At 64.2% G+C, this 26596-nt stretch carries 27 protein-coding genes; 14 read left to right on the forward strand and 13 right to left on the reverse strand.

Going from position 1 to position 26596, the window contains the following annotated elements:
* The first annotated feature begins 214 nt into the window (after positions 1 to 214).
* The 7 genes from HS053_RS20945 to HS053_RS20975 all read left to right on the forward strand — a co-directional run bounded on the left by HS053_RS20945 (position 215) and on the right by HS053_RS20975 (position 4930).
* Complete coding sequence (locus tag HS053_RS20945; RefSeq protein ID WP_174213187.1) at positions 215 to 859, forward strand: antitoxin of toxin-antitoxin stability system; 645 nt, start codon at positions 215 to 217, stop codon at positions 857 to 859.
* A gap of 58 nt (positions 860 to 917) precedes the next feature.
* A complete protein-coding gene (locus HS053_RS20950) occupies positions 918 to 1319 on the forward strand; it encodes an MbcA/ParS/Xre antitoxin family protein (RefSeq protein WP_174213188.1) in 402 nt (133 codons plus the stop codon).
* A complete protein-coding gene (locus tag HS053_RS20955; RefSeq protein ID WP_174213189.1) occupies positions 1316 to 2017 on the forward strand; it encodes an RES family NAD+ phosphorylase in 702 nt (233 codons plus the stop codon). The genes HS053_RS20950 and HS053_RS20955 overlap by 4 nt, the downstream gene beginning before the upstream one ends.
* Before the next feature lie 36 nt (positions 2018 to 2053).
* Positions 2054 to 2218, forward strand: a complete 165-nt coding sequence (locus tag HS053_RS20960) for a type II toxin -antitoxin system TacA 1-like antitoxin (protein ID WP_174213190.1) — start codon at positions 2054 to 2056, stop codon at positions 2216 to 2218.
* A 673-nt stretch (positions 2219 to 2891) separates the two neighbouring features.
* The gene (gene mobQ, locus HS053_RS20965) at positions 2892 to 4088 is read left to right on the forward strand and encodes a MobQ family relaxase (RefSeq protein ID WP_174213191.1); all 1197 of its coding nucleotides are present in this window, start codon (positions 2892 to 2894) and stop codon (positions 4086 to 4088) included.
* Positions 4089 to 4207: 119 nt separating this feature from the next.
* Complete coding sequence (locus tag HS053_RS20970) at positions 4208 to 4357, forward strand: hypothetical protein (protein ID WP_174213192.1); 150 nt, start codon at positions 4208 to 4210, stop codon at positions 4355 to 4357.
* Positions 4358 to 4612: 255 nt separating this feature from the next.
* Complete coding sequence (locus HS053_RS20975) at positions 4613 to 4930, forward strand: hypothetical protein (protein WP_174213193.1); 318 nt, start codon at positions 4613 to 4615, stop codon at positions 4928 to 4930.
* 142 nt (positions 4931 to 5072) lie between these two features.
* On the opposite strand, the gene HS053_RS20980 is transcribed toward HS053_RS20975, so the two are convergent.
* Positions 5073 to 5360 carry a hypothetical protein gene (locus HS053_RS20980; RefSeq protein WP_174213194.1) on the reverse strand — a complete coding sequence of 96 codons (288 nt, stop codon included), beginning with the start codon at positions 5358 to 5360 and terminating at the stop codon, positions 5073 to 5075.
* Between the two features lie 36 nt (positions 5361 to 5396).
* Between HS053_RS20980 and HS053_RS22615 the strand changes: the two genes are divergently transcribed.
* The gene (locus HS053_RS22615; RefSeq protein ID WP_174213195.1) at positions 5397 to 6923 is read left to right on the forward strand and encodes a carbonic anhydrase family protein; all 1527 of its coding nucleotides are present in this window, start codon (positions 5397 to 5399) and stop codon (positions 6921 to 6923) included.
* Positions 6924 to 6993: 70 nt separating this feature from the next.
* Positions 6994 to 8004: an RICIN domain-containing protein gene (locus HS053_RS20990; RefSeq protein ID WP_174213196.1), complete on the forward strand. Its 1011-nt coding sequence runs from the start codon at positions 6994 to 6996 to the stop codon at positions 8002 to 8004.
* A 349-nt stretch (positions 8005 to 8353) separates the two neighbouring features.
* On the opposite strand, the gene HS053_RS20995 is transcribed toward HS053_RS20990, so the two are convergent.
* From HS053_RS20995 to HS053_RS21015, 5 genes are all read right to left on the reverse strand, one after another.
* On the reverse strand, positions 8354 to 8800 hold the full coding sequence (locus HS053_RS20995) for an SDR family NAD(P)-dependent oxidoreductase (RefSeq protein ID WP_174213197.1): 447 nt from the start codon (positions 8798 to 8800) through the stop codon (positions 8354 to 8356).
* Positions 8801 to 8927: 127 nt separating this feature from the next.
* Positions 8928 to 11507 carry a hypothetical protein gene (locus tag HS053_RS21000; RefSeq protein WP_174213198.1) on the reverse strand — a complete coding sequence of 860 codons (2580 nt, stop codon included), beginning with the start codon at positions 11505 to 11507 and terminating at the stop codon, positions 8928 to 8930.
* 29 nt (positions 11508 to 11536) lie between these two features.
* Positions 11537 to 13108, reverse strand: a complete 1572-nt coding sequence (locus HS053_RS21005; RefSeq protein ID WP_174213199.1) for a hypothetical protein — start codon at positions 13106 to 13108, stop codon at positions 11537 to 11539.
* Entirely contained in the window at positions 13105 to 16515 is a 3411-nt protein-coding gene (locus tag HS053_RS21010; protein ID WP_174213200.1) for a hypothetical protein, read from the reverse strand. Before HS053_RS21010 ends, HS053_RS21005 begins: the two co-directional genes overlap by 4 nt.
* Before the next feature lie 16 nt (positions 16516 to 16531).
* A complete protein-coding gene (locus tag HS053_RS21015; RefSeq protein WP_107325432.1) occupies positions 16532 to 17035 on the reverse strand; it encodes a hypothetical protein in 504 nt (167 codons plus the stop codon).
* 511 nt (positions 17036 to 17546) lie between these two features.
* Between HS053_RS21015 and HS053_RS21020 the strand changes: the two genes are divergently transcribed.
* Positions 17547 to 18464: an IS5 family transposase gene (locus tag HS053_RS21020; RefSeq protein WP_174213201.1), complete on the forward strand. Its 918-nt coding sequence runs from the start codon at positions 17547 to 17549 to the stop codon at positions 18462 to 18464.
* A 547-nt stretch (positions 18465 to 19011) separates the two neighbouring features.
* Entirely contained in the window at positions 19012 to 19509 is a 498-nt protein-coding gene (locus tag HS053_RS22220) for a c-type cytochrome (RefSeq protein WP_206677658.1), read from the forward strand.
* 125 nt (positions 19510 to 19634) lie between these two features.
* Here the strand turns inward: HS053_RS22220 and HS053_RS21030 are convergent, their stop codons facing one another.
* The 6 genes from HS053_RS21030 to HS053_RS21055 are packed head-to-tail and all read right to left on the reverse strand — an operon-like array spanning position 19635 to position 23024.
* On the reverse strand, positions 19635 to 20660 hold the full coding sequence (locus tag HS053_RS21030; protein ID WP_174213202.1) for a TrbL/VirB6 family protein: 1026 nt from the start codon (positions 20658 to 20660) through the stop codon (positions 19635 to 19637).
* Positions 20660 to 21079, reverse strand: coding sequence for a hypothetical protein (locus HS053_RS21035; RefSeq protein ID WP_174213203.1), 420 nt, complete (start codon positions 21077 to 21079; stop codon positions 20660 to 20662). The genes HS053_RS21030 and HS053_RS21035 overlap by 1 nt, the downstream gene beginning before the upstream one ends.
* A 17-nt stretch (positions 21080 to 21096) precedes the next feature.
* Entirely contained in the window at positions 21097 to 21702 is a 606-nt protein-coding gene (locus tag HS053_RS21040; RefSeq protein ID WP_347233363.1) for a CpaF/VirB11 family protein, read from the reverse strand.
* Positions 21642 to 21917, reverse strand: a complete 276-nt coding sequence (locus tag HS053_RS22440) for a TrbC/VirB2 family protein (RefSeq protein WP_241699975.1) — start codon at positions 21915 to 21917, stop codon at positions 21642 to 21644. Before HS053_RS22440 ends, HS053_RS21040 begins: the two co-directional genes overlap by 61 nt.
* A gap of 32 nt (positions 21918 to 21949) precedes the next feature.
* A complete protein-coding gene (locus HS053_RS21050) occupies positions 21950 to 22633 on the reverse strand; it encodes a lytic transglycosylase domain-containing protein (protein ID WP_241699971.1) in 684 nt (227 codons plus the stop codon).
* Positions 22634 to 22658: 25 nt separating this feature from the next.
* Positions 22659 to 23024 (reverse strand): hypothetical protein, encoded by a 366-nt coding sequence (locus tag HS053_RS21055; RefSeq protein WP_458358913.1) that lies wholly within the window; start codon positions 23022 to 23024, stop codon positions 22659 to 22661.
* A 189-nt stretch (positions 23025 to 23213) separates the two neighbouring features.
* Here HS053_RS21055 and HS053_RS21060 point away from each other — a divergent pair, with 189 nt between their 5' ends.
* Entirely contained in the window at positions 23214 to 23489 is a 276-nt protein-coding gene (locus HS053_RS21060) for a hypothetical protein (protein ID WP_174213204.1), read from the forward strand.
* 67 nt (positions 23490 to 23556) lie between these two features.
* Here HS053_RS21060 and HS053_RS21065 read toward each other — a convergent pair whose 3' ends face one another.
* On the reverse strand, positions 23557 to 24753 hold the full coding sequence (locus HS053_RS21065; protein WP_174213205.1) for a Fic family protein: 1197 nt from the start codon (positions 24751 to 24753) through the stop codon (positions 23557 to 23559).
* 299 nt (positions 24754 to 25052) lie between these two features.
* Between HS053_RS21065 and HS053_RS21070 the strand changes: the two genes are divergently transcribed.
* Both HS053_RS21070 and HS053_RS21075 read left to right on the forward strand, forming a co-directional pair.
* Positions 25053 to 25709, forward strand: a complete 657-nt coding sequence (locus HS053_RS21070) for a hypothetical protein (protein ID WP_174213206.1) — start codon at positions 25053 to 25055, stop codon at positions 25707 to 25709.
* A 238-nt stretch (positions 25710 to 25947) separates the two neighbouring features.
* The coding region (locus tag HS053_RS21075; protein WP_241699972.1) for a hypothetical protein at positions 25948 to 26596 on the forward strand (649 nt) is incomplete at its 3' end.

Here is a 26596-nt window from a genome sequence, read left to right on the forward strand (position 1 = left end):
TGGTCTGGCAGTATGCCAAGTCGATGCTTCTCGTCGACTGGAGGGCCATGCGGCATAATCCTGATCCCGGCATAATATGGTCTGACCTGCTCCCGGCCGCGCCTCGATGCCTTCGGCGGCGGCGCGCATGTGATCGATCTCGGCGCGCGCAAGTCCATCGGCTGGACGAGCAGTCAGGAATGGCTGGCCGCTGCACTGAACGGGGAGGATGTCGATGCCTGAGGTGATCTGCACCACCGTCTACCAGTTCCCCGAACTCTCGGAGGCCGCCAAGGAAAAGGCGCGCAGCTGGTATCGCGAGCTTGGTCCCCACGACGACTGGTGGGACGCGGTCTACGAGGACTTCGAGCGGGTCTGCGAGATCCTCGGCATCCGCCTGAAGACCACGCCCGTCCGCCTGATGGGCGGGGGGACGCGGGCCAAGCCCTGCATATGGTTCTCCGGGTTCTGGAGCCAGGGCGACGGCGCTTGCTTCGAGGGATACTGGTCCCATGCCAAGGGCGCGGCCGCGCGCATCCGGGACTATGCGCCCCAGGACGCGACGCTGCACGGCATCGCCGACCGCTTGCAGGCCATCCAGCGGCGGAACTTCTACCAGCTCGCCGCCGAGGTCAGCCATCGGGGCCGCTACTACCACGAATACACCATGTCGGTGGACGTCATCCGCGACAGCCCGACCTGGCAACCGCCGACCGAGGACGCGGAGGAGATCGTGACCGAGGCGCTGCGTGATCTGGCCCGCTGGCTCTACCGCCAGCTTGAGACCGAATACGAGCACCTGACCTCGGACGAGGCCATCGAGGAGGGGATCGTCGTCAACGAGTATACGTTCACTGAAGCCGGGCGGCGGTTCGTGTGAGCGCGCACACAGTTCATTTGATCTTTACAATTAGGCCATATGAACTATGTTGGGAACGATGGAGGACGACATGCAAGTCGCAGAGCAAATCCGGGAACCTGCTGAGATCAACTCAGTCGCGTTGAAAGCCTATGCCCGCGTGGCCGACGCTTGGGGTCTCAACCTCAAGGAAGCGGCTGGCCTTGCTGACATGTCGGAGAGCACATGGAAGCGCGCCAAGAAGCCCGACTTTGCGGGGGAACTAACCAAGGATCAACTGCTGCGGCTCAGTGCTGTGATCGGCATTTACAAGTCGCTCGAGCTCTATTTCTCTGAGCCGCTCGCGCGAAGCTGGTTTACCCGGCCGAACACCGGTCCGCTGTTCGGAGGCAGCCGTCCCGTCGACACTGCCATTGACGGGGGTTTGCCGCAGATCCTGGCGGTGCGAACCTATCTTGATGCGTTGCGTGGTGGGGCATGAAGCAGACCGAGGTTTCTGATCGCGGTCTCGTTCGCCTCCTGCCCGCCACCTACCACAAACCCCCATCGCTGCGCGGTCTTGTCGATTCTGATGACGAGATGGAGATCCTCGCAGAGATCGAGGGTCTGACCAGCGGCCGCCTTCTGGCCGAACGTGGCCGCAATCCCCATTTGGACCCGCGCGAGCTTGCGTGGCAACGCCGGAGCCGCGATCTGCGCATCTATGGCGACAGTCACGTCAACGCCGCCTTCACCTACACCCGCGCCGGCGGAAACCGTTTTAACACCGAGGAGCGCGGTGCCTGGTACTGCGCTTGGGACGTGATGGTGTCCGTCAGCGAAGTGGCCTGGCACCGAACACGCGAACTCGGCTTTACCGGCAGTTTTCATGACAGCGCTCGCTATGTGGAACTGTTGGCGGATTTCATTGGCATCTTCGAAAACATGACCGACGAGCCGGGTCATCCGGCTCTGCATCCCGATCCGGCTGTCGGATATCCCGAGGGCCAAAGCCTCGCCCTGCATCTCCGTCGGGGTGGATCGCGGGGCTTGATTTACCCCTCAGTTCGGGCTCCCGCGCCGGGCGGGAATTGCCTCGTGTGCTTCGAGCCCCATGCGATCCAGAACGTCCGGCCGGGCGCGTCTTGGGATCTTGTTTGGGATGGGACACCGCACTACTCGATTACGGCAGTCGGCTGACGAGTAACGGCGAATGCGTTTTGGGGGGCCGAAGAAATGAAACCGGCAGACGAAAATAGCGCGGAGGTCACGAACTTGAAGCCATGCGACCATCAGGCATTCTTCGAGGCTTTGGACTCTCCGCCCTCACCGACGGAAGCGCTACGAGCAGCATTTCGTAGGCGGAGGGAGTTCCTGCTGATATGGGCGCCACGGCCCTGAAGGTTGGCTGACGGGCGTCTTCCTTCGCACTCAATCGCTACGCGAGTAGCGCCTCTTCAGGCAGTCCCCAATCCGAAAAACTGCGCAGTTCGTTCAGTTCGGGAGCCGACCGCAACACTAAGCAGAAATCGGCGCCCCTAAGGGCGCACTTATGCAAACTCTCCACCGCCTGCGGCGCTTCCGAGATTTGCGTGCGGTCTCTTCGGGGGCATGGCCCCCCGCCGACGACGTCCCCAGTCCGGCGCTTGTTGCGCCGGATCAGGAAGAGTGTCCCGCCTTCCCGAACCCATCCTGGCCAACCTTCGCGGTTGGATCGCGCCCCGCTGTCCCTGCCGCCCTCATTGGAACTGGCCCCGAGAGCGGGGCGGTTCCGCGAGGGTGCCCGTGCCAGCGGGCGATCCGGTTCCGCCTGTCCCGAGGGCGGGACTGTCTGCCGGATCGGGTTTGCCGCGCTGCGCTTGTCCGGCAAACTGTGGCCCATCCTGGCGATGGTCCCGCGCATGCCCGGCAGCATGATCGCCCGCCTCTCGGCGTGGCTGCATGTCGGCCAGTTCGCGCGCTGGCCTGCTCGACCGGATGGCCCGCAGACAGCCTGCCTGTTTGCATGTCTGCCTGTTTGCATGCCTGGCAGTCCGCCTGCCTTTGCCCATCGCCGGATCGGTAGGGCGCGGCCATGGCCAGCTACCACCTTTCCGTCAAGACGATCAAACGCAGCGCCGGGCGGTCCGCCACGGCGGCGGCGGCCTATCGGTCTGCGTCCGTCATCGCCTGCGACCGGGAGGGCCGCATGCATGACTACACCGCCAAGCGCGGGGTCGAGGCCTGCTTCATTCTCGCCCCCGTTGATGCACCCGAATGGGCGCAGGACCGCGCCGCGCTGTGGAATGCTGCCGAGGCGCGTGAGACCAGATCCAACTCGGTGACCGCCCGCGAATGGGAGCTGGCTTTGCCGTCCGAGATATCGGACGCCGCGCGGATCGGCATCGCGCGGTCTTTTGCGGCGCAGCTGGTCGAGCGCTATGGGGTGGCGGCGGATGTGGCGATTCATGCCCCGCACCGCGAGGGCGATCAGCGCAACCATCACGCCCATATCCTGACCACCACCCGCGTTCTGTCCGCCGAGGGGCTGACTGACAAGACCCGCGTTCTTGACGCCGCCAGCACGGGCGGGCCGGAGATCGAGGCCATGCGCGGCTACTGGGCCGAGCTGCAAAACCACGCCCTTGAGCTGGCGGGGCAGGAGGAGCGCGTCGATCATCGGTCTTTGGAGGTGCAACGCGAAGAGGCGCTATCCTTGGGTGACGTGCTGAAGGCCGAGGAGCTGGACCGCGAGCCAGAGCTGAAGCTTGGCCCCGCCGCCAATGCCATCGAGCGCCGCGAGCAGTTGGCCGCCGAGGCCGAGGGTCGCGACTATGAACCGCTGACCCAAAGGGGGGCGCGGGTGCATGCGGTGCGCCAGGCCAAGGCCATGTTTGCCGAAATGCGGGAGCGGCTGGAGCTGGCGCGTGACGCCTGGGCCGAGGCCCGGGAAGAGGGCCGCGGCCATGTCAGCGCCGGGCTGGCCGCGCTGCGCGCCGCCGCAGGGCGGCAGGCGAAGGAACTGGACCCCGACGAGGTCAAGCAGCGCCTGGCGCGTATTGCAGGGCGTGATTTGGGCGAGGAACATGATCACAAGCCGGGGCAGGGCGGGCGGGATACACGCAGCAGGCTTGCCGATGTCTTGGGCAAAACAAGAGCCGAAGACCAAGAACGGGAAAAGGCCCGCCAGAAAGAGCGTGAGCAGGAACTGGACGAAGAACGCAGGCGGCAGCACCAAGTTGAACTGGAAAGGCAGCGCGAACTCGACAGGAATCTGGGCTGGGAACTTTAAGAAAAGTGGGGGGCGTCCCTTCTTGGCATTTTCGAGGAATGAATTAAGGGCAAGGAGGAACTGTCGCGCGAGGAACTTTTTGCGCTCGTCTGGGAAAAGCCGACCGTCGAGGTCGCTAGGTGCAAAAGGTGATCATCACCGCGGCCGCCAGCCCGCGCCTCGTCATCGCGAAAGCACTGTACAAGGGCCGTCAGAAATGGGCGGACCAGCTTTGTAGTGGTTACAATTTCCCGATTGTTATCGGATATCAACCTCCGATTTTGCCGTGAATCCAGATTGACAGAAAGGTCAGCCTGCTCGCTCTTAATGTGCGTGATTTCAATCAGAGAGAGCTACTTGCAGCATTCATTCAAAGGCATAGGCGCAGGGCGCAACATGTTGTTACCTAGACCGGGCCGCCCAATGCTGCGGCCCAGTCCAAATGCAATTCCAACCATATCCCGTGCAAGGAAGGGCGCCCCCGGCCCCTACCTGTGGATTGCGGGCAGAACAGACTTCAATCATGGAAAAGAAGGATACCACCCATGACCGGACTTTTGGGACGGCACCGCCATTTGACACGCGCCGCCTGCTTTGCGGCAACCATCATGACCTTCGCCCAGCAGGCGCAGGCGTCCAGCGATGACGCCTGGGTAGAGCTTGAGGTCGCCGTCCGGCAGGCCTGCCTGAACGCCGTCGGCGGGATGATCACGGTGAACACGATCAACGTCGATCCTTATGGTTCCGAATCCTACGCCTTTGCCGTGATGGTCGGGCCGGAACAGGGAGCCCCGGCCGACCGCGTCGTGGTCTGCGCCTATGACAAGTTCAAGCAAAGCGCCGAAGTCAGCGGCCTTTTCTGAGTGTTAAGGACAGGGCGATCCCGGCATATCGATCGCGTGCGCGCATCGTGCCGGGGACCCGTTACCTCACGTTGTCTACTGCAAACTTCGATTTCAAGGACCGTCGATGAACTGCAAGAAAAGTCTTCTCAACACCGTCACCTTAGCCTTCGGACTGGGTATCGCTGGCTCTGCAATCGCACAGGAGGTGCCGCAGGGGGGCTTTGGCCTTGTCGTCACCTGGCTTGAGGATGCTGGCAAATGTCTTGATGGGAATCCGGGCGGATTTGCCTTCCAGAACGATTGTGCCGGCCTTCCGTCGCAGCAATGGGAGGCTTTGCCGGCCGCCGACGGCAGCTATTTTCAACTTCGCACCGCGGCTGATTCGACACTCTGCCTTGAAGGCGGACGTGGCATTGTCGAGGAAGATTACCTGGGCGGCGGCGCCCATCTGGCGCCATGCGGAGATTTCGCCGGACAAAGATGGGTGGCCACGCCCCTGTCTGAGGACGTGATGGTGTTGCAGAACCAATATGCCGGGCCAGACCTTTGCCTTGAAGGCAACAGCGTGGGGCCGGATTCGGTTCTGCAGGGCGCGGCCTTCATGGATGCCTGCCAGAATGTCGCGGGGCAGAATTGGAAGATGATCGGCGGTCAGATCACTGACGGCCTGCCGCAGGCGACCGCCCCCGCCGGGGACGTGGTCGCTGCAGAAGAGCAGGTCGCCGCCGCGCCCATCGAACCAGCCGCGCCGCAGGACGACGTTGCTGAGGTGGCAGAGGATGCACCCGCCGGGGATGAGGTCGCCGCTGGGGATTTGGACGCCGCGTCCACGGAGGACCTCTGGGTCGAGGGCGACACGACCGTTGTGGCCATGACCGACGCCGCATCGGGGTTTTCGGTCAGGGCCTGTTCGGTCGGGGGCAATCCCTGCACCGAAAACACCGAACAGGGACATTTCCTTTACGCGGACGAGATGGGCACCGCCATGATCGGCGAACTTGCGCTGGATCAGCCAAAGCCCTCGTTCTTTGTCGAATTTCGCTTGCTGGCCGATGGCAGCGAGGCCCTGTCGATCAGGAACGAGGCCGGGCAGTATCTGATCGTCGATCCCGATACCGATTTCGTCGCCCGGTTCGGCGGCGCGAGCGGGGAAGACCCTGCCGCGCAGTTCCGGCAAATCCGGCTGCCCGGCGAATTTGCCGCCGGTCACGACATGCTGGAATCGGTGGCCCATCCGGGCAGGGTCCTGCGGCATTCCAACCTTGTCCTTTCTGCGCAGGCCAATGACGGCAGCGATCTCTTTGCCCGCGATTCCGCCTGGCTGGTGAACAGGGTGGGGATGACGCTGGGCAATATCGACTGGTCCTATGGCGATCAGGATGCCTGGGCGGCCATCGCGCCACAATGCGGGATGGATCAGCAATCGCCGGTCGATGTGCGGACTGACGATCTGGTCGACACTGCCTCGGCCAGCCCCATCCTTTTTGAGGATCGCACCGCCACCGTCGATATCATCTCTTCCGGCTACGGGCTGACCACCTACGGGTTGGTCGAGGCGGGGCTGACGGCCGAATTCCCGGGCCTGGGCACCTACACCCTGGATCAGGTCGTTCTGCACGCCCCGTCCGAACACAGGATCGACGGGCGGGCCTTTGCGGCGGAACAACAGTTGGTCTACCGCCAGAATGCCGGCACTGCTGGCGAAAAGATCGCAATCGTGGCGATCCTGCTGGATGTGGACCCCGCCATCACCGCGCCGGTCTGGTATGTCGGCGGCATTTGGGACGCCGATTTCACCGATCTCGCCGGCGCGGCCTATGTCAGCTATTCCGGGTCGCTGACCACACCGGCGCAGGGCTGCCGCGAGGGGGTTGACTGGTTCGTCCTTGGCCGGCCGGGCGCTGTCGCGCAGTCGGAGATCGACGCGATGATCGCCGCAGCCAGTGGCGAAAATGCCCGTGACATCCAGCCGCTCAACGGCCGCGCCGTTTCGTATTTTGCAGGCAACTGACGCCTGCGCGATCCATCACGCAATGCGCCCCGCCGGTTGATGGCCGGGCATTCAGATATCGGAAAACATCATGAAACGCATGATACACGCCATTTTCGTGGCCCTTGCCCTGGCCTTGCCAAGCTTTGCCGCAAGCCCGGCACAGGCCGAGATGATAAGAACCAACAACAGCGGAGATTTTTTCAGGTCACAATGTCTCGCCGTTTACGTCTACGACAACGGATGGTTCCAGTCGGACGACTATCGACTTGGGTCGATGCACTGCGCCCGCAGTGAAATCGGGCGCCCTGAAGAATGGGATTTCGTTGGTCAGCAGATCATCAACAGTGCAACAGGCGTCTGCCTCGATGCGAATTTTGCCAAGTCTCTCAGCAGCGTGACCGTTCACGAATGCCACGGCGGGCAAAACCAGCAATGGAGCCGTGACAGTCAGGGCCGCCTCGTCAATGCCTTCACGGGACGGTGTCTGGTAGTGGACGCTAGGCCTTATCTGGAACGCTGCAGCGACGTCCAGCCCGATCCGATGCCATCAGGCACGACATGGCTGCGCATCGACCGTATCCTGTGCGTTTCGCCTGCGGGCGGGATCAATGACGCCGCGCGGTATGTCGCCGCCATCGTCGGCGGCGTGGCCCTGGAACCCCTGAACGAAGTGCCCCTCGGCGAAGGCGCCATCATGCTGATCAGCACTGCCACCGTGCTCGCTCTGAACTCCGATACCCACTTTGGCGGAGAAATGTCGGGATCGACGGATTTCGGCAAGGCGATCCTTGGAGGGCTCGATAACCTGTTCGCAGGGGCGGACGATCTGTTCATCACCGTGAATGACACAAAGATCTGGCCCGCCAACCGGGACTATGCCGATGCCGATGCCGGGGATGACATCAGAACCGGCTATGCAGCGCCGCTGACCGGGGATATCCGGCTGGAATTCTGGGAAGATGACACCTTTGGCAGCGACTCCATGGGCTATATCACCTTCTCGCCCTCGATGGCTCTCGGTTATGAGAAAGAGGCCATGATCGTGAGTGAGGAAGAGGGCAGCGCCTATCTGGTGATCTATTCGATCTACCGGCAGTGATGCCGGACTGCGGCCCGGCCCAATGCGCAAACGCACGGGGCCGGGCCGCAGTCCTTTGGGCAGCGCCACCGGCCGGGCCCACTGCAATGGTCCCCCGGTCAATCCGTGGTCAAAGCGAAGAAGCCGCTGATCTGGTGTTCTGCAAAGGCTTGTCAGAGGGACGACGGTGCCGCGTCCACCGTTTGCTGCTCACGCTGTCGATCAGCCCTCCAAACTCGGGCAAAGGCCGCTACCCGGTTGCAAGAGCCGGTGAACCCGAGCGTCACTAGATCGACGTGCATTGCCTGTCATGGTGCAAGGAACATTGTGACTTCGCATAGCCAAGGCGCTGCAAACCCATGCCTCAGTTTTAGGCACCGATGTCGTTCCCGCCGAACTGCGCGACCTTCCTGGTTAGCGCGACGGCACGATGGGCGCTGGTTTCAACCGACATCAGCCGGTCCCAGTAAGCCTCGTCGAATTCGGCGGCTGGAGCGTTGTCGGGCCTCAGCGCGGCATTGTTCACCGCAGCGTCAAGGCGCCCGAAGCGTTCGACGGCAAAGGCCACCGTCTGCTTCACCTCGTCGGAGATCGACACGTCGGTGCGGACAAAGGCAGCTTCGTCACCGGCGTCCAGGATCGATTGCGCAACCTTCTCGCCCACCTCGGCGTTGAAGTCGGTCAGCACGACCTTGGCGCCCGCCCGGGCGAACAGTCGCGCCGTCGCCTCGCCCATGCCCATTGCGGCACCGGTGACGATCGCCACCTTGCCCTTCATGACGGGGAACGTCTCTGGTCCGGGGGGCGCTCTTTCCATGTCGATTTCCTTTCGTTTCAGTATCCAGAAGCCGATTTCGGGGCGGCAACGGTCAGGTTCAAGGACCGGGAACCAGCCCCTGCGCACAGGTAATGTGCCGGCAAGGCCGCGTCTGGCGACGCTGGCCTCAGGGCGTGAACAGCGCCTCGTCCAGTTCGTAGGCATTGGCCCAGTTCAGCCAGTAGACGTCGGTCGGCCCAAAGATGTGGTCGACGACGGTCCATTCCCCCTGCACCTTCCGCATCAGGACCATGGCGGTATCGCTCATGACGCCCTTCTTCATCTCGGCGGCGTAGGGTGTATTCGCCCAGTTGATCCTGCTGCCGTCGGGGTTGTGCGGGACGGCCTGCAGATAGGCCCAGGTCCCGTCGGTGCGCAGGACCGAGGCGACGAAGACGATGCTTAGGCCGATTTCCGCTTCGATGGGTCCGCGCGCGGCCGCCATCAGCGCCTTGCGCAAGTCTGTGCCGCGGGCGGGGCTCGTCAGGCGGTCCACCCGAACAGGTTCTTTCGTGACCTCGTCATCCCAGGCCGGATCGACACCTTGGGTCCAGTCGCCGGTCGAGGTTCCGGGGCCGAAACTGTTGGCCATGTAGGTTACGACCGGATCGAACGCCTCCTTCAGGGACGGCGGATAGGCGATCTCGAACACCTGAACCAGGCCCGAGGGATCGAGGATGACCTTGCGGTAGTAGATCACGCCCCCATCGCCATAGCCCGACAGCACATACCAGCCTTCGCCCGACTTGCGGTAGGTCACGCTGTCGGTGCCACCCTGTTCGATATCCTGGCGCATCATCTCGTCCTGTGTCAGCCCAAGGGCGTTGTACTGCGCGAAGACATAGAACTGCGACTGGCCGTCCGCCGACACGAAGGTGCGGCCGTCGCCGCTGTCCGGCGGCGGCTCAGCGCGGAAGTAGCTGGCGGGGTATTCGATGAAGGTGCCATAGCGCCCGTTGCGGTAAAGCGTGTAGCCGGCCTCGCCTTCGATGAAGGCGTCCGGGTCTTCGGCCGGTTCCTCTACGGGCATGACCGGGGGCGGCGGCGGGGGCAGCAGCAGTTCGGCCTCTGCGGCGACGGGCGGCTGGGGTTGGGGCGCGGGTTCGGGCGCGGCCGAGTGCTCGGGCGCGGGCTCTGCGGGCAGGCCAGAGAGGGCGGCGCCCACTCCCGCATCCTTCAGGGCGCATTCCTCCATCCCCTCGGGCCAGTTGAACCGCAGGCCCATCAGCAAGTCGCGCAGCGTGTCTCCGCTGAGGAACCTGTTGATCCCGGCCCAATACAACGCCACCGGCTCTTGCCCCGGCAGGCAGTTGCGTGAGATGTTCAGGAAGTGCCAGCCGGTGACCGGCTGGCCGTTGTCCATGAACTCGGCCGAAGTCGAGGGCCAGCCGAACTGGGTCCACTCCATGTAATAGTCGCCGAAGAAACTGGGCAGGCGGCCGGGCGGCACCAGCGCGGCGAGGCCGTTTGGCGGCAGGACCGCGGCGCCGCGCGCCACCGTGACCACCCCCCGCCCGTCCGGGTGCATCAGCGTCAGCGTGCCCTCGCCCGACATGGCGATCCATCCCTCGCGGGCGCTGTAGGTCAGGATGCCATTCAGCGCCGTCCCTTCGGCCTTTGCGGCCGGCGCGGTGGGGGCCGGCACACCAACGGCCTGGAAACCCGCCAGCCCGTCCGGGCGGGCTCCCGGGGAACCGGCAACGGCCCCGGCTGGCAGGTTCGCCGCGCCGCAAGCGGCATCGCCGCGCGCCGGTTCTATCGCGTCCACAAGCTGCGCCACCTGTTCCGACCGGTAAAACGAGGGCAGCCCCTCGAACCCGATGGCCAGCGTATCGGGGCCCGGCAGGCAGGTTTCGAACACGAAGATGCGGGTGGTGGTATCGGCGTCGCTGCCGTCGGAGAACCGGTTCGACCGCTGGGTCCATTCGTAAAGCAGCGCCGGCTGGTCCATGAGCGTGACCGGCTGGCCCGCGACATCCGACGGCAGATACCACCTGTTCAAATGGCCCGTTGCCGGATCGGCGGCATAGCGGTAAAGCGTGACCTCGCCGGCCAGGTCGCGCTGTTCGTAGGTCAGCACCTCGTCGTCGCTGTGGCTTTTCGTGTCCCATGTGCCTTCGACCGGGGCGACAAAGGCACCGCCCAGCACCGGCTCGCGCAGCACGGACCCCGGCGCGGGCAGGTCCAGCGAGGCGAGGATGCCGGCATGCACCGACCGATACGGGTCAAGTGCGTCGCCATAGGCGCTTTGCACGATGACCAGATGATCGTCTCCGGACACCGGGACCTTCGAGATCAGGATCTCGGCCCACATCTCCACGCCGGATTCGGTGACCGAAGAGGAAATGCGACGGAAGACCTGCCCGTTCTCGAACGTCACCTGCCCCAATTCGACGATCGTGCTGCCCGAAAAGGTCTGGTCCGGGTCGTCTTCCAGCATCAGGCCGAAGCCGGGACCGGTGCGGGTGGCGACATCGCCGCCGAAGTAGATCACGTTCTCGTCGCTGCGGCCCATTTCCTGCCAGCCGGGGGGCAGCGCGAAGGCGATGCCGCGGAACATCTGCGCCGACCAATCGCCCGGCACCTCGCTGCGGGCGATGGCGACGGTGTCGGTCGACGATTGGGCCGCAAGAGGCGCGGCAAGGCCCAGCGACAGCGCAAGGGCCACCGCGGTGGTGCAGGCAAGACGGGTTGCTTGTGTGGTCATTACGGGATCCTTTTTCCTGCGCCGGCCGGTCATTCGCCGTTGTTCAATCGCTCGATGATCGCCTCCGGCACGGTCATGCCGTCCATGTCGGTGCCGATGGCGCAGTCTTTCCAGAAGGCGGGGTTCGAGGGCAGCGGGTTGCGCGTGCAGCCATAGCCCGAGACGATGCAGGGAGGGCCGGGCGTGTTGCAGGCATACCGCGCGTCGTATTCGCCGTAGGTGTCGGGGTGGTAGATCTGCGTCGTGCCCATCTGGCCATAGGCTGCACGCTGACAGATGCAGGTCATCATGTCGTCCGGCGGCAGGATCTTCAGCACGCTCAGCACGTTCAGCAGTTCGTCATGCGGCAGGGCGATCAGCGTCTCCATCCCGATCTCGGGCAGCTTTTCCTTGACTTTGCCCGGCTTGGCGATGTCCTTGCAGTTGCCGTTCGCCATCGGCAGGTTCATCCGGTGTAGCGTCTCTCGCTCGACCTGCAGCTCGGCGAGTGTTTCAAGCCGATCCTCCATCGTCATGTCGAAATCGAAGCCGAGTTTGGTCAGCGTCGCCTCGTATTGCAGCTTTTCTGCAATGCGGCGCAGTTGCAGTTCCTGAAACGCCCGCGCGCGTTCCTCGCGGTAGTAGAGGCCGCCCGGTTCGGTTTCGGTGATCGCCCATTCATTGCTGATCCCGGACGGATCGCGCGTCGGGTCGATGACCCGGCCCATGCCCGGTTTCGGCTCGCCGCTTTCGGCATGTTCGCGCAGCCATTTCTCGCGCCGCTTGCGTTCGCCGCCGGTGGCCTCGTCCTCGGCGATGGCGGCCAGCTTGGCCTGATATGCGGCGTCCTGTTCGGCGTCTGCGGCGGCGTGGCGGTCCTCCTCGGCCTTGACGGCAGCCTCGAAGGCGGTGGTGTCGCGGTTGATCTCGGCCAGGATCCTGTTGCTTTGGGCCTGCAGGTTGACGATCTCGGTGCCGATCTCCTCGGCGGACCAGTCCTCGCGGCGGGCCTCGTCATAGACCTGCTGCGCCCAGTTTCCGTGCTTGACCGCGATGGTGTCGCCCCAGTGCTCCTTGACGATCCCGGCGGACTGCCAGGCGTTGTAGAGCGGGCCGATATGGGAGAAGCGGTTCTTCAGCCCCGCAAGCCAGTCGGTCATGTCGCCGCCCAGCCCCACGGGATCGGGCAGCGTCATGGTCGCCAGAACCTTCGTCGTCATCCACAGCGGACGGTCTACCGTGCCCAGGCTGTCGCGCAGGTTGGTATCAGCGATGCGCGCGTTCAGGAACATCGATAGGTCGGCCGCTGCGGTGCAGGGATCGTCCTGCCCCTCGATCAGCCGCGCCGCCTGAAGCAGGGTTTCGGGATTGTAGGCGTCAAGATCGGCCACATCCGGCAGCGGAAAGCCCGCGGCGCGAAACTCGGCAAAGCGTTGGCGCAGCGGGGCGAGTTCGGCCACGGCGGCCGAGTCGTCGATCACCGCCGTGCCGGATTCGATGCCCGCCGCGCCGCCATCGCCTGGCAGGCCGAAGATGTTCGCCGGATCGGCCGCGGTCTGCGCCAGCGCCGGCTGCGCCAGCGCGATCAGGGCCGCGAGGGCAAGGCGGGGACGGGTCGTCATGGCACGGTCTCCTCAAGCTCGGCGCGCAACAACCGCACATATTCCTCGGCGTCGAAGTCCTTGGTGCCCATCAGCAGCAGCCGCGACCGCGCCGTCATGCCTGACGGGGTGATCCAGCCGCCGTCCACAGACCGCAGCGTCATCTTCGCGGCGCCATAAGGATCGAAGGACCGCGACTGGACGGTGGCGAACAGCGACACGCCCTTGCGAAACCCGATTAAATCGGGCGCGTGAAGATCGGTGATGCCAGGCAGCGAGACGGTCGCGGCCCCCCTGTCGATGCGCAGGGTCAGCCGCCCGTCCCAGCCCGCCATCTTGGCCGCTGGGATGCGGCGGGTCCAGGTGGCGTAGAACCCGCCTTGCACATGCAAGAGCCAGTCCTCCGCCAGCCGCCCCTTCGCCTGCCGAACGAGGGAGATGAAGATCTCGCCGCTGTCGTCCATGTCTGGCTGGGGCGTCTGCGACAGGGTGACATATGCGCCATCCGTGGCGGCAGGATCGAAGGCGAAGTCAAGGCGATAGGACGTGCGGTCAAGCCGACGGTCCAGCACCGCCACCGGGGCCGACGACAGCACCCCGGCGCGGCCGCCCTGATACCCCTCGGGCGCTAGGACCACCACCGCGCCATCTGCGGTGAACTGCCCCGCCTCTTCGAAGGTCAGGCCGGCGACGCCGTGGCCTTCCCAAGGGGCGGCGGGATCTGGGAACAGGCGCACCACCGGAAGCGGCTCTAGGGCAGAGGGGGGCAGGTCGTCGGCAACCGCGGGTGCGGCGGGCATGCGCAAGAGGGTAATCCGGCGCATGGCCATCTGCGCGGCCTGGCTGTCATGGTCGCCCATCGCCAGCACATAAAGCCGCAGGCCGGCACCCGATTGCAGCACGGGCCAGGGCAGCACGTCGTCGGGGAAGCCTTCGGCCACGATCTGCACCCCTTCGGGCGTCAGCACCAGATCAACCACGGCGGGGATGCCTGGCACGACCGCGTGCAGCGGTTCGGCCGTGTCGATGGTGCGGGTCAGGTAATGCGCATCGCCCACCTTGCGCCAGTGCAGCAGGGCGCGCGGGCGGTGCGGCTCCTGATCGGCGTAGGACATCGACGCCGCCAGCGCCACCTGCACCCCCTGCGTCGCAGCCGGGTCGAACTCCAGCCGCAGGCGGGCGCTGGCGCCGGGGCCGAAGCGGTCAAGCCAGATGACCGGTTCAGGCGAAAACAGCCCGAGGCCCTGCAGCGCTGCTCCCGCGGCGTCAACGTGCAGGCCGTCGCCAACACTGATCAGCGGGGCCGAGCCCTTGGGGCCGTGCAGCGCGAAATGCGGGCCGGGGGTGCGGCCGTCGAACAGCTCCACCTCTTGGGGCGCATCGGCCAACAGCGCGCCCGGGTCGGCATCGGCGGCGACCGCCACATCCTCCATCCGCACACCGCGCAGGGCCAGCAGTGCGGAAACCTCACCCGACGGCGCGGTGGCCGAGATCTGCAGATGGAAGGGGCCATCGCCCGGCAGGGCGGCAAGCCGCCCCTCCAGCAGCACCGCGCCGGTACCGTTCGAGACAAGGATCAGCCCGTCGGGCCGCATCTCGATCTGCAGGCCGGCAAGCGCCGTCGCGTCGGGCAGCGGCATGCGGCCCTGCATCTTCTGCTGCACCGCAAGCACCAGTTCGGGCACGACATCGCCGTCCCGTTCCACCGCCAGCCAGACTTCGTGGTCGTGCCAGTCAAGCTGGTCTTCCAGCCCCGGTTCAACCAGCGCGATGACGATGTTGTCCAGCCGCGCGGTGTCGAGGTCGATCGACAGCCGCGTGGCAAAGCCGTCCGATGCCGAAGGCAGCCGCACTATCGGCGCCGTGGTGCGCAAGCCCGTAACGCGGAAATCCGGGCCGGCCGGCACCTCGGCGACAAAGGCCCCGCCCTCGAACCGGGTCCACTCCGCCTGCCCGCGCCGCGCAAGATGCAGCGCCCAGTCGGGGGATTCCACGCCCGCGAACAGCTGGCCCGGCGGCTCTGCGGGCTCGGCCGTGGATTCGGCAGCAGCATGCGCGGCGGGCGCTGTAGCGGCCAGATCCGCAACCTCGATGCGGAACCCGGCGGCGCCATCGGCACGCAGCAGGACCAGAAGGCGGCGCGCGGGGTCGGCCAGCGCCACGTCCCTGCCACCCGCCGCCGTCAATGCTCGGAGCCACAGCATCGCGGCTTGCGGTTGGCGCGGGTCCTGCGGCAGCGAGACGACGGCCGCTTCGATCGTGCCAGCCGCGCAGCCCGCCACCACCTGCGGCGCAAGGGCCATCGCGGCCAGCGCACCGGCAAAGGCATCGCCCGCCACGTCGCGCGCGGTGCATCCGCCCTCGAAGCCGCTGGCCACCAGCGCCAGCGTCTCGGCCGCCGACAGCGCCGCCGCGGGGGCGGCAGGTGCGGGCGCGGGAGGGGGCGCTTCGGCTGTTGCTGTCGGCGCCGGCTGACCGAAGGCAAAGCTCGCCGCCATGTCCGCCAGTTCCTGCCGCAAGGCGGGCGGTGCGTCGGCGGCGTGCAGGGAAGCCAGCATCACGTTGCCCTCCGACGCGCTGCCGGTGAAGATCCAGGCATTGCCACGTCGGAACGGCAGGGTGATGCCGGCAAAGGGATAGACCTCGGCCTCCAGCGTGACAGCCACCCCCTCGATCCCGGCGAAGGGATCATGGCTTTCGCCGAGGATATCGGTGGGGATTGCGGTTTCGGCCAGAAAACGGTCCCACCACAGCAGCACCGTGTCGGCCGTCGCCAGATCGAACACCGCGACATGCAGCAGCGCATCACCCGCCGGCGACAGCGCCACCAGACCATGCCCCTCGTCAGGACTGACCGGATGGATGGTCCAGCCCGCCGGAATGGCCAGCGAAAACCCACCTTCGGCGTGATGGTTCCGGCCGCCCGATGCCGCGGTGCCCGGCGAAGCCTGCGGCACGACCGTCGCGGCCGAGGCCGGGTCGCCGGCAAATCGCACCGACTCGGCGATCGGCAGCAGCAGCGCCTCCAGCGCCTGCGGATCGGCATCGCTGCCTCCCACCGTCAGCAGCAGCCGTTCACCATTCCGGTTCAGTCTCTCGAACGCGATGGTAACCTGCACCAGCGGCCCGGTGCGCGATTGCCTGACCAGCGCGGGCCCGGCAGGAAAGCTGCGCGTCTCGGCCGACAGCTCTCCATCGTGGCCAGTCAGCGGCTCGTCCGGGAACCACCAGCGGACCATCAGATAAGCCCCGCCGGGACCGGTGAAATCGACCTCGCGATCACCCCGCCGGCCCGCCTCGGCCCAGTCGGCGGGAACCTGCGCCTCGGCTTCGCCCAAGGTGTGCAGCGCCTGCGCCCAAGCCGCCGCAGGAAGGAAGACCGCCAGGCAGAACGCCCGCAGAAGAGTCATGGCCAGAAAACCTTTCATCGTCAGATGCGTCTCCTCAATGTGCCGGCTCCAGCCTTGGCAGGCCGCGTTCGGTCAGTGCGCGCTGGACACGGGCAAGCCCGTTTTCGAACCCTTCCCGGGGAAGGCGCCGGCTGCGGCCGGTCCGTAGCACAATCTCGACCCCCGTGCTGGCCCGCGCCAGCAGCACCGCACCGGCAGCACCCGGCGGCAGGAACGGTGCCACGGCACGAAATACCCTCAACCGGTCGCGCCGCCAGGGCCGCCAGCCGATGATCTCGTCCCAGCCTATCCGTTCGGTTCTCCGCAGGCTGCTGATGCTCAGCCCGGCAGGACCGACCCAAAGCCCGAAACAGGCGTTTGACGCCGCGACGAACAGCAGGGCCAGTGGCGCAGGCAGAAGTGGCCAGATCAGCAGCGCCGAACCGTGCAGCCCCTCGGCGCCTTCGGCCCGGCCGATCCAGACCGGAAGCGCCACGAACAGGGCAAGCAGCCCGACGCCGATGATGTCCGGCCCGATGACCGCGCTGCCGCGGTGCATCGTGCTTGTCCCCGCAGGGAACCGGGCTTTCGGCCAGAGGATGTATAGCGCCAGGCCGGACGCAAACCCGAGCATGACCGTCCAGAGAGGAGCCGTGCCTGAGACACTGGCTGATAGACAGAAGAGTGCCGCCACGACAGTACGCAACGCGATCTCCGAAGCTCCTTTTCCCGTGGGCCAACTCAACGTGATTATCTCGCTCATATCACACCCCGCGATCGGCCGAGGCAGGGACGATCTTGATTGCCAAGTCCACACCGACCGTCCTCCGAGATTTGAGAATGTTTGCAGATGCTAAGAATTTAGCAATGACGTGGATCAATCCGCCCGCGAATCCTCGACAGAAGACTGGGCCCGGAGATCGGTGGTTACGGCGGAGCCGTCCAATGGAAGCTTCAAGGAACGTCTGAAAAACCTGCGCGTTTTGGCGTGATCTGATAGGGTTTGCGGGGCGCGACGAGGAGCCCCGCCGATGCCGAAATAGCCTGCCTTTCCCGGTCTTCGAGACGCGATGAAGAAGAAGGTAACGCGGCGCGAGCAGTTCCTGACGGAGATGGAGGCGGTTGTTCCGTGGGGGCGGCTGCTGGCGCTCATCGCGCCGCATTACCCCAAGGTCGGACCTAAGGGCGGGCGCCCGCCGATGCCGCTGGAAACGATGCTGCGGGTCTACTTTCTTCAGCACTGGTATGCGCTGAGCGACCCGATGGCCGAGGAAATCCTATACGACAGTGAGGCGATGCGTCGGTTCTCCGGGATCGAACTGGGTGACGACCGCATTCCCGACGAGACCACGATCCTGAATTTCCGGCACCTGCTGGAACGGCACGGGCTGACCGAGGCAATCTTTGCCGACGTCAACGCCCATCTGGCCGACAAGGGTATCACGCTGCGCTCGGGCACGCTGGTGGACGCGACGATCATCGACGCGCCGTCATCGACCAAGAACAAGGCCAAGGCCCGCGACCCCGAGATGTCGTCCACGAAGAAGGGCAACGACTGGTATTTCGGCATGAAAGCACATGTCGGCGTGGATGCGGACAGCGGCGTGACCCACAGTCTGGAAACCTCGACCGCCAAGTTGCACGACAGCCAGGTCTGGGACGAACTGCTGCACGGCGAAGAAACCTCGGTCTGGGCCGACAAGGGCTATGTCAGCGCCGACCGGGAGGCCGCATTCGCGGGGCCGGGCAAGGTCTGGGGCGTCATGCGCAAGGCCCCGAAGGGTGGCTCGCTGCACCCGGTCGACGAACGGATCAACCGGATCATCGCCATGGTGCGCGCGAAGGTCGAGCATCCTTTCCGCATCATCAAGCGTCAGTTCGGCCACGTGAAGACCCGTTACCGCGGCCTCGCCAAGAACCGCGCCCAGCTGTTCACACTCTTCGCCCTCGGCAACCTGTTCCTGGTGCGACGGAGGCTGATGGCATGAGGACGAGCCTGCCTGAAACCCACGAAAGGGCCGCTCAGGCGGCTCGAAATGCACGAAAACAGTCTACGGACGCAGGTATTCGGGTGGCACAACGAGTCACGCGGCCATCTTGGCGCAGCCAAAGCCGTTGATCAGACGTTCCTCAACGTGCGGAGCGCGTCACCTTCCTGCGATGTGCCTGGACCTGTTGCGGATTGGTGCCGCTGCTTTGATCACGTAATGTGCAGCAAAGGAGATGAACCATGGACACAGGCAGGACGGATGAATTTTGCAGGGATGCGGTGCGGATCGCGTTGACGAGTGGGCTTTCGCGGCACGTAATCATGCTGGGCCGTCAGCAACCGCATGAAACGCGATCTGGCGATCCGGGCACTGAAAATGTCCATCGCCCCGCGGTCCCCGCTTCGGGGCTGCATCTTCCACAGCGATCGCGGCGATCCCTGCCTTGGGGGGCAAATCCCCGCGTCAGGCGGCATGGTGACGATCCGATGGGCGACTACGCCTTCGGCTGGATCCGGGCAGAACTCGGGTTGCAGGAGCATCGGAAATGATGGGTGACGCGGTAATACGCAGGGCCAAGCGGTTGACGAGCGCGCAGATCTGCACCGACAACAGCGCAGAAGCGCCCAAACTTCATGCGTCATCCGTCTATCTCGGTTTGGGTCCGATTGTGCTGTTGCCTCAGTTTTCGAGACATAACCCGCTACCAGTTCCTTCTGAACGCACGGGAGGCGCAGAGATGATGCGATACCTCGCCGCAGCGCTGGTTGTCCTTGCGGCCCCGGTCAGTGCCGACCCGATAGGCGATGGCTCTGCCCTGGTGCAGGAGAACTGCGCCCGCTGCCACGGCGTCACCGCCGAGGATCACAGCCCCAATCCTCGGGCAATACCGTTCCGCTTCCTTGGCAGGCTCTATCCGATCGAGAGCCTGGAAGAGGCACTGGCAGAAGGGATCATGGTCAGTCACGAAATGCCGGAGTTCGTGCTGGAGCATGACGAGGTCCTGGCACTGATCGCCTATCTCGATTCCATACAGGTCCGGTGAGAAGAGGGAACTGAACCGCAGTTCTGACTCGACCCGGAAAGCGGACGTCGTTTCTTCACAAGCCAAGGGCTGCTTTCCGCCCTTCGCATCAACGAGAAGGCATCATGGCGGCGGCGCATTGGATTTTACCGCCCCAACCGCTTTGCTCTCTCAGCCATCCTGACCACCTGTGCGCTCGCGGTCGCTGCGGCGCTCCGCACAGCTGCAGGGGCCTGCACCGCCCCCCGCCCGATCGCCTCACCCGTGGTCAGCGCTCCGATCCGCGCCCTGCCTTGCACACCTGCGGTATTCACGAGCCCCCGCAGCACTCCTGCAGAACCGCTGACGATCGCGGGTGCCGCGGCCACCATTAGGTTCCCCGAAATCCCCCGCACGATCAGGGGTGTTGCCGCGACGAAGCCCTTGGCCAGGAACACCATCACGAAGAACGGCACCAGCGAGCCGATGTTGGTGGCTGAGTTCGGATCGCCGAGCTGGGCCAGCAGCGAATTCGCCATGCCGACGACGGTCGAGAACATGGCGGCGATGACGATGGGGTAGAAGGCGTAGCTGATCGTCGTCGAGACCCATCTGTGGAAGAAATCCTTGGTTGCATCGAAGAGCGACAGCGCGATCATGATCGGTGCAAGGCCGAGCATCAGGGTCAGCATCATCTTGGCGAAGATGAGGACGATGCCGGTCATGAAGCCAAGGAGGCTGAGCAACACGAGGCCGATTCCGCCGAGGATCGCGCCAGTCATCCAGTTCAGGTTGTTACCGATAGCGTTCAGGTACTGGCTGAACTCCGTGATGAGATCATCGAACTCGGCGGCAAAGTACGTGGCCCCTGCCCCGCCGCCGCCAACCGAGGAGATCAGGGCCCCGGCGACGTAGTCGAGCCCGCCGATGACGGCATTGGCAACTGCGTTGAAGTTGGCCCAGTTGAAGGCAAAGAGACCTATCAGCGTCAGCTTGATCAGGTACCAGAAGAAGCTAGCCCCATCCATGCTGCGGAACTGGAAGGCCATGTTGATGCAGACGCCGATCAGCGAAAGCGTGACCATCAGGAGGACGATCGTGCCGGTATTGCTCGACACAGCCCCGAACTGGGACTCGGCGGCATCGGCAAGGAAGCCATCGGCGGTTCCGACCATCCAGCTGACAATGCTCATTACCAGTTGCCTTGCGCTTCGCAGAGGTCCTGGACGTCGCGGGCGATCTGGTTTTGCTCGTTCCGAATGGCCAGGCGCGCTTGACTATGCTCCGCCTGCGTGCTTGTCGCGAACCGCTCCTCGTACTCGGCGGCGGCAGCATCCCATGACGGGAAGCGGACATCACAGCCGCAGTCGCCAGTTGCCTTGATCGCCTCCCAGGACCGCAACTCGTAGAGCCGCATCAACGTCAGCGCCTTGTAGGCCTCACGCGGGTGGACTTCATCCATCCAGGCCGGACGTGCGGGCCTATCGTTGCAGATCCGGTACTGCTGGGGCTTGATGGTCACAGTGAGGTCACTCGTGACCTGAGGCGAAGTCTGGGCCGCGAGGGGCGCGGCCAGCAGGGTGACAGCTGCGGCGAGGGTGATCTTGAGCATGGGGATTTCCTTTCGGTTCATTCGGCCGCGACCGCAGCACGCTCGGCGGCTCCGGTTCCGGCAGTGTTCTGATCTGGATGTCGCGCCTGCCCCGGCAGGAAGAACTCGGTGATGCCGCGGGCGCCGTCATGGCGACCGGCCTGGATGATCACGTCGATGGAGCCCTCGATGTAGTCTACCATGTCGGCATAGGTCATCGGCACATCGGTCTTGAGCGCGGCAATGGCGAGACGGCGGACGGCCAGTTGCGGGGTTTCGGCATGCAGGGTTGTGAGCGAGCCGCCATGGCCGGTGTTGATCGCCTCGAGGAAGGTCATGGCCTCGCGGCCACGGACCTCGCCCAGCACGATCCGGTCGGGCCGCATCCGCAGGGTGGAGGCCAGAAGCACATCCGCGCTGCGGGCTTCGGTGTCGCGATCAGCAATCAGCGTCACGGCGTTTGGCTGCTCGGGGCGCAGTTCTGCCGCCTCCTCGATGGTGATGATTCGCTCCTCGGGTGGGATCAGAGAGAGGATCTTGCGCGCCGCCACAGTCTTGCCGGTTGAGGTGCCCCCCGAGACGATCATGTTGAGCTTGTTCTCGACGCAGAACCGCAGGGCGGCGTCGATGTCGCCGGAGGCCACCACATCGCGCAGCGCGGCGTTCCGTTCGCGTCGCAGGCCTTCGAGGCTGCGCTCCTTGCCATAGAGGAACCCAACACGCCGATCAGGGCTAGCGTGCCGATCACGATACCCAAGGGGCCGGTGATCGCGTCGACGATGCCTTGCAGCAGCGTCTGCACCGGCGACAGGTCGATGCTTTGGGCCAGCGCCGGTCCCGCCAGCACGATGAGGGCCATCGCGCCGAGCGCGATAAAGGAAGATTTGGACGTCACGAAAGGTCTCCTCTCAGCCGCTGGAACACGGCTGTCACACGGGCCACATGGCCTTGGGTTTCTCGAAAGGGGGGAATGCCGCCGTGGCGGGTGACCGCATGGGGACCGGCATTGTAGGCAGCGAGAGCCAGCGCGGGATCGCCGAACTGCTCGAGCATCATCAGCAGGTAACGCGCCGAGCCATCGAGATTCTGGGCGATATCATGGGGATCGACGCCGAGATCGCGCGCGGTATCGGGCATCAGCTGGCCAAGCCCGATGGCACCGACCGGGCTCAAGGCGCCAGGATTGTACGCGCTCTCGACCTCGATATTGGCGCGGTAGAATAACGCCCAATCGCTGACCGACAGACCTGCCTGACGCAGGGCGTCATGGCTGCCGTAGCGCAGCGCCGTGGTCTCGATGGCGTGGAGGATTTCGGGGGAGGCGCGGACGGCGCGCGGGGCGATCGCTGCGGCAGCTGTCACATCGCTCAGGGGAGCATCATCCCCACGGGACTGCGGTGCTGCAAAGAGAAAGAGACGATCTGGAAGGAGTCTATTCTGGGTGTCGTCGTCACCGGTGAACGAGCGCAAGTTGCTCGTGGTATCAGTTGTGTCGATCAGTCGGCCATCGGGACTGACCTGGAAGATGAAACCGTCGGCCAGGGCCAGGGGCGCGGAACAAACGCCTGTACCCAATGCAACGACGAGCGCAAACGCGCAGTCAGTTGTTCTTGACCAGAACCGGGCCGGTCCTTGGCTCGGATGTCCGTCCGGGGGCTGCGTGACGCTCGCGGGCACCCTCGACGAGCGGGATGCTGGCGGTCGTGCAGCCCATGTCGGCAAGGAAGCTGACAAGGCCGACGATGGTCTTGAAATCGCGCAGCTTGAGGACACTGCGGCTGGTGACGAGCATCTTGTCGTCGCGCCCGTCCGGAGCAACTGCCCGTATAACCCAGGCGCCGTACCAACTGTTGTGGCGCTTCTCGGCCCCTTCCTTGCAGACCACCTCGATGAGGTAGCCGTCGGCAAGGAGGCCGCGCAGTCCGTCTTCTGTAACCACATTCGGGGCTTCTTCTATCATGGCCATCCGCTTCAGGTCCTTTTCTGCTTGGGTGCAGTCTCGGGCCCACGGAGTCGCAACACCGCGGGCGATACAAGACAACATGAACGATAGCAAGACAATTAAATCGACTTGACGAAGATCGCCTTGCTCCGATAACGGTGATAGCTGACAAAATCGTGATCTTAAAGGCGGCAAAGGAGTTTTGCCCTGCACATGACTTGTGCGCGCAACATCCCCCTAGTGCTGCTTAGCACCGTGCTCGTGGCAGCAAGTCTGGCAAGTGCCTGCACCCCGCCGGAGCGCCCGTTCGTGCCCACATCACGCGAAGACATGCGCGCCTTCGCGGACCTGATCCGGGGGGATTTCGAAGCCTACATCGCCGATGTGCAGGAGTATTTCCGTTGCCTGGACGAGGAGCGGGCGCGGGCGTTTGTCGAGGCCAGGGAGGTGAGCCAGGAATACGGGCGGTTCGTGGACGCCTTGGAATAGTGGACTTCCCCTCTACCGGACCACCACGAAGATGGGCCGCGCTACGCCTATTGCGCTCCTGCGAACCTCAGCCCTCGCGGTCGGGAAACAGCCCCGGCATCCACCGCCCAGCATACTTTGCAGGGAAAGCCAGCTTCAGCGGCGCACGGGTCGATTCTGACGACAGCGCACCCGCTTCCAAAAGCGCGGATGTTACCCGTCGCGCAGTGCGGTCACTGGTGCCAAGGATGGTCTCGACCTCTCCGCGCTCGATCTGCCCCTGATAGAGCACAGCCTTCAGCACGGTATCGGCTTTTGGTGGCAGCGCTCCAGCACGCATCTCTTCTTCTGCCCAGATCAGGATGCGGTCGCGCAGCCGGTCCGGTCGCATCAAGCTTTCCATGAACTCTACCTGGTCAACGCAGATGCGCAGGAAGAACTGCGCGAAGGAGGCAAGGGCGGCCTCGCTGAGCGTGCCCCGTCCGTCACGATCGCCACGGCGCGGGCCGTCACACGCGGCGAGGTGTTCCTTGTAGGCTGCCTCCTGCCGCGCAAGCCCGCGCGCCACTGACCACAGGCCGCGCGTGTCGAGAGTCTTCCGTAGGATTGCGTAAGACATGAGACGGGCAACACGACCATTTCCATCAAGGAAGGGGTGCACCCAGAGGAGCCTGTGATGGGCGCAAGCCGCGGCAAGGATAGGTTCGATCCTGCCGGGTAGACTGTAGGCTTTGTGCATCCGCTCGAGGAAACGAGGGACGGCACCGGGGCTTACGGCGATATGGCGTCCAACTTCAACGTATCGCGTGCGCAGCTCCCCGGGCAAAACTGGTATTTTCTCGCCTGTCTTTGGGTTCTCCACAAAGAGAAGTTCGGGCGGCAAAAGTTTACAAAACCGTCGATGCACTTCGATGACCGACGCGGGTGCGGTCGGCTGGTCCGGCATTCCGTCCTCATCGATCCATTTCTGAACAGCGATGTGCGCCTTCGCTTCTAGCTGAAGATTTCGCTTCTTCGGATCGGCACTATAGTCGTTCCGCATTGCACGTTCGATGTCGACGGGATGGGTGTCATGCCCTTCGATGAGGTTGCTATAGTAACAGTTCATCGACCGCACGAGCTCGGCAAGCGCCTCGGCCATTGAAGCGGGCAAGCTGCTGCGGAAGCCGGCGGACTTCTCCGCCAACTCGAGCACGAGATCATTCAAGCCTGCGCGGGCCGGAGAGCCCTCCGAGACCATGAGTGGCTCGAACAAGCCTACCGTCTCTCCATCGTCGCGAACCATCGAATGACCTTCTCCTTGGCCACTTCACTGGCCGTGCGAACTTCCATCAAAAATGCTGCTTATCATAGTATTGCGTGACAAGATACGGAGAACGCGCTCGGTGACTTGGCCGGTTTAATGGCCGCTTACGCGCGGATCGTGGATGTAAGTGCCCAATCGGTACGTCGAAGCGAAATCAGGCTTTGGGCGGGCATCTGCGCCACCGTCTGGGGACGACATCGCAGCCGGCGCGCTGAAATTACCTTGCTATCGCGCATGTTGTTTTGTATCGCCACACTATTATAGTGGGAGTCGGCGTCATGAAGCATAGGGTCCGAACCGCGGCGGCTGCCGTAGCCATCACCGTGTCGAGCCTCGTCGGTTCGGTCGAGCCGGCGCAGGCCTATCAGGTCGACTGCGCCATCTTGCTTTGTCTGGCAGGTGGCTGGCCGGCATCCGCACCCTGTGCCCATGCACGCGCGGTCTTCATCCGTCGGATCACGCCTTGGCCGATCGAACCTCCCTTGCAGATCTGGCGCTGTCCGATGGGGGCGTCGTTCAACGTCCCTGCCCCGCTTTCGCCGATGGAGCGGCTGTACGACATCACGTTCCGCGACACGCCTCAGGTTAGCCCCCCGCAAGATCACCTGCCCCTTGTCCGGGTCCAGTCAGACGATCGCGCTGACATCGACATCTCGGGTGATGCCTTCGATTTCGTCCGCAGCATCCGCGTGTTTCACATCCAGTTCAGCCAGCGCCAGAACCGAGACGGCGACTGCATCAGCTCTGACTCTACGCGCCTCGGCTCCTATGGGGTCCAAGGCGACTATCACTGGACCCGGTCCAGCGTCGCCCAGGTGCCGCCCACCTCCGATCTGCCCAATACCGGACACTGCAACTGGGTGAGTTACCGCTCGGTCTTCGTCGACTGGCGCGATCATGAAGGCAACTACGGCTTCGAAGAGGTCCGCTACTGAACCCGGTCGGGCCTCCATCGGGCAGGCCAGCCACTAGCACACCTTGCACCGGAGACCGTGCACCGAACCCAAAAAGGGAAACGACGCCAGACCGAAAAGCCTGACGCCGCGCTAAAAGAACCCGTGAACAAGAATCTTCTAGCGCACTGTCCGAACCTCCGCAACCAGCAAAGTTTTTTTGCTGGCAAGAATGTTGTTTGCTCTCGGCATGGGGTCGTCTCTCGAGGAGACACCAACCATGGAACCTACGACCGGCCTGATCTTGCGAAGGATCACTCAGACAGACCTATCCGTTTCCGCCCACAAGCTGGCAACTGTCATCCTCGACGCCATCGCGTGGAAGGAGGGCTACAACGGGCTGTCGCGCGGGACGGCCGCCTTCACGCTCGCGGATCTCGCGTCCAAAATGAGCATCTCGCGCCAGTACCTGACCGAACTGCTGGCGGAACTCGAGGCGTCCGAGTTGGAGCTGAGGCGAGAGAAGCCAAACGGCAAGTTCGCCCCTTGGCTCTTCCGTTTCGCTGCCTTTGACGCAGAGGGGCAAGAGCAGAATGTTCAGTCAGGCACAGGCGACACATCACTATCTAGAAATAAAGATAACAAAACTGTATTCTCAGGACAGATCACCATTGGTGCTGGCTCGAACGTCTTCCAGACCTGCTGGGCCGAGTTGATCAAGGCGGCAAAGAAGGCCCTGCCCTGCTGGAACGTCGACACGCAGGTGATCTGGGACCGCTTCCTGGCCTTCAACCGGTCTCGCGGAAACGACAAGGTTCCTGCCGGGTTCCTGCTCGGTTTCATGCGTCGCTGGGCTCTGTTGCACAAATCGGTTGATCGTGGGACCTCCCCTTTCCGTGGACAGACCTACCCCGCGACCTCTGTGATAG

Source organism: Tabrizicola fusiformis (genome assembly GCF_013328815.1).
Lineage (GTDB): Bacteria > Pseudomonadota > Alphaproteobacteria > Rhodobacterales > Rhodobacteraceae > Fuscibacter.

Excerpts from the sequence above, each read along its gene's own strand:
- HS053_RS20945 (WP_174213187.1), top strand. The coding sequence starts at position 215 with ATGCCTGAGGTGATCTGCACCACCGTCTACCAGTTCCCCGAACTCTCG.
- HS053_RS20950 (WP_174213188.1), top strand. The coding sequence starts at position 918 with ATGGAGGACGACATGCAAGTCGCAGAGCAAATCCGGGAACCTGCTGAG.
- HS053_RS20955 (WP_174213189.1), top strand. The coding sequence starts at position 1,316 with ATGAAGCAGACCGAGGTTTCTGATCGCGGTCTCGTTCGCCTCCTGCCC.
- HS053_RS20960 (WP_174213190.1), top strand. The coding sequence starts at position 2,054 with ATGAAACCGGCAGACGAAAATAGCGCGGAGGTCACGAACTTGAAGCCA.
- mobQ (WP_174213191.1), top strand. The coding sequence starts at position 2,892 with ATGGCCAGCTACCACCTTTCCGTCAAGACGATCAAACGCAGCGCCGGG.
- HS053_RS20975 (WP_174213193.1), top strand. The coding sequence starts at position 4,613 with ATGACCGGACTTTTGGGACGGCACCGCCATTTGACACGCGCCGCCTGC.
- HS053_RS20980 (WP_174213194.1), bottom strand. The coding sequence starts at position 5,360 with ATGGGCGCCGCCGCCCAGGTAATCTTCCTCGACAATGCCACGTCCGCC.
- HS053_RS20990 (WP_174213196.1), top strand. The coding sequence starts at position 6,994 with ATGAAACGCATGATACACGCCATTTTCGTGGCCCTTGCCCTGGCCTTG.
- HS053_RS20995 (WP_174213197.1), bottom strand. The coding sequence starts at position 8,800 with ATGGAAAGAGCGCCCCCCGGACCAGAGACGTTCCCCGTCATGAAGGGC.
- HS053_RS21000 (WP_174213198.1), bottom strand. The coding sequence starts at position 11,507 with ATGACCACACAAGCAACCCGTCTTGCCTGCACCACCGCGGTGGCCCTT.
- HS053_RS21005 (WP_174213199.1), bottom strand. The coding sequence starts at position 13,108 with ATGACGACCCGTCCCCGCCTTGCCCTCGCGGCCCTGATCGCGCTGGCG.
- HS053_RS21010 (WP_174213200.1), bottom strand. The coding sequence starts at position 16,515 with ATGAAAGGTTTTCTGGCCATGACTCTTCTGCGGGCGTTCTGCCTGGCG.
- HS053_RS21015 (WP_107325432.1), bottom strand. The coding sequence starts at position 17,035 with ATGCACCGCGGCAGCGCGGTCATCGGGCCGGACATCATCGGCGTCGGG.
- HS053_RS21020 (WP_174213201.1), top strand. The coding sequence starts at position 17,547 with ATGAAGAAGAAGGTAACGCGGCGCGAGCAGTTCCTGACGGAGATGGAG.
- HS053_RS22220 (WP_206677658.1), top strand. The coding sequence starts at position 19,012 with ATGATGGGTGACGCGGTAATACGCAGGGCCAAGCGGTTGACGAGCGCG.
- HS053_RS21030 (WP_174213202.1), bottom strand. The coding sequence starts at position 20,660 with ATGAGCATTGTCAGCTGGATGGTCGGAACCGCCGATGGCTTCCTTGCC.
- HS053_RS21035 (WP_174213203.1), bottom strand. The coding sequence starts at position 21,079 with ATGCTCAAGATCACCCTCGCCGCAGCTGTCACCCTGCTGGCCGCGCCC.
- HS053_RS22440 (WP_241699975.1), bottom strand. The coding sequence starts at position 21,917 with ATGGCCCTCATCGTGCTGGCGGGACCGGCGCTGGCCCAAAGCATCGAC.
- HS053_RS21055 (WP_458358913.1), bottom strand. The coding sequence starts at position 23,024 with ATGGCCATGATAGAAGAAGCCCCGAATGTGGTTACAGAAGACGGACTG.
- HS053_RS21060 (WP_174213204.1), top strand. The coding sequence starts at position 23,214 with ATGACTTGTGCGCGCAACATCCCCCTAGTGCTGCTTAGCACCGTGCTC.
- HS053_RS21065 (WP_174213205.1), bottom strand. The coding sequence starts at position 24,753 with ATGGTTCGCGACGATGGAGAGACGGTAGGCTTGTTCGAGCCACTCATG.
- HS053_RS21070 (WP_174213206.1), top strand. The coding sequence starts at position 25,053 with ATGAAGCATAGGGTCCGAACCGCGGCGGCTGCCGTAGCCATCACCGTG.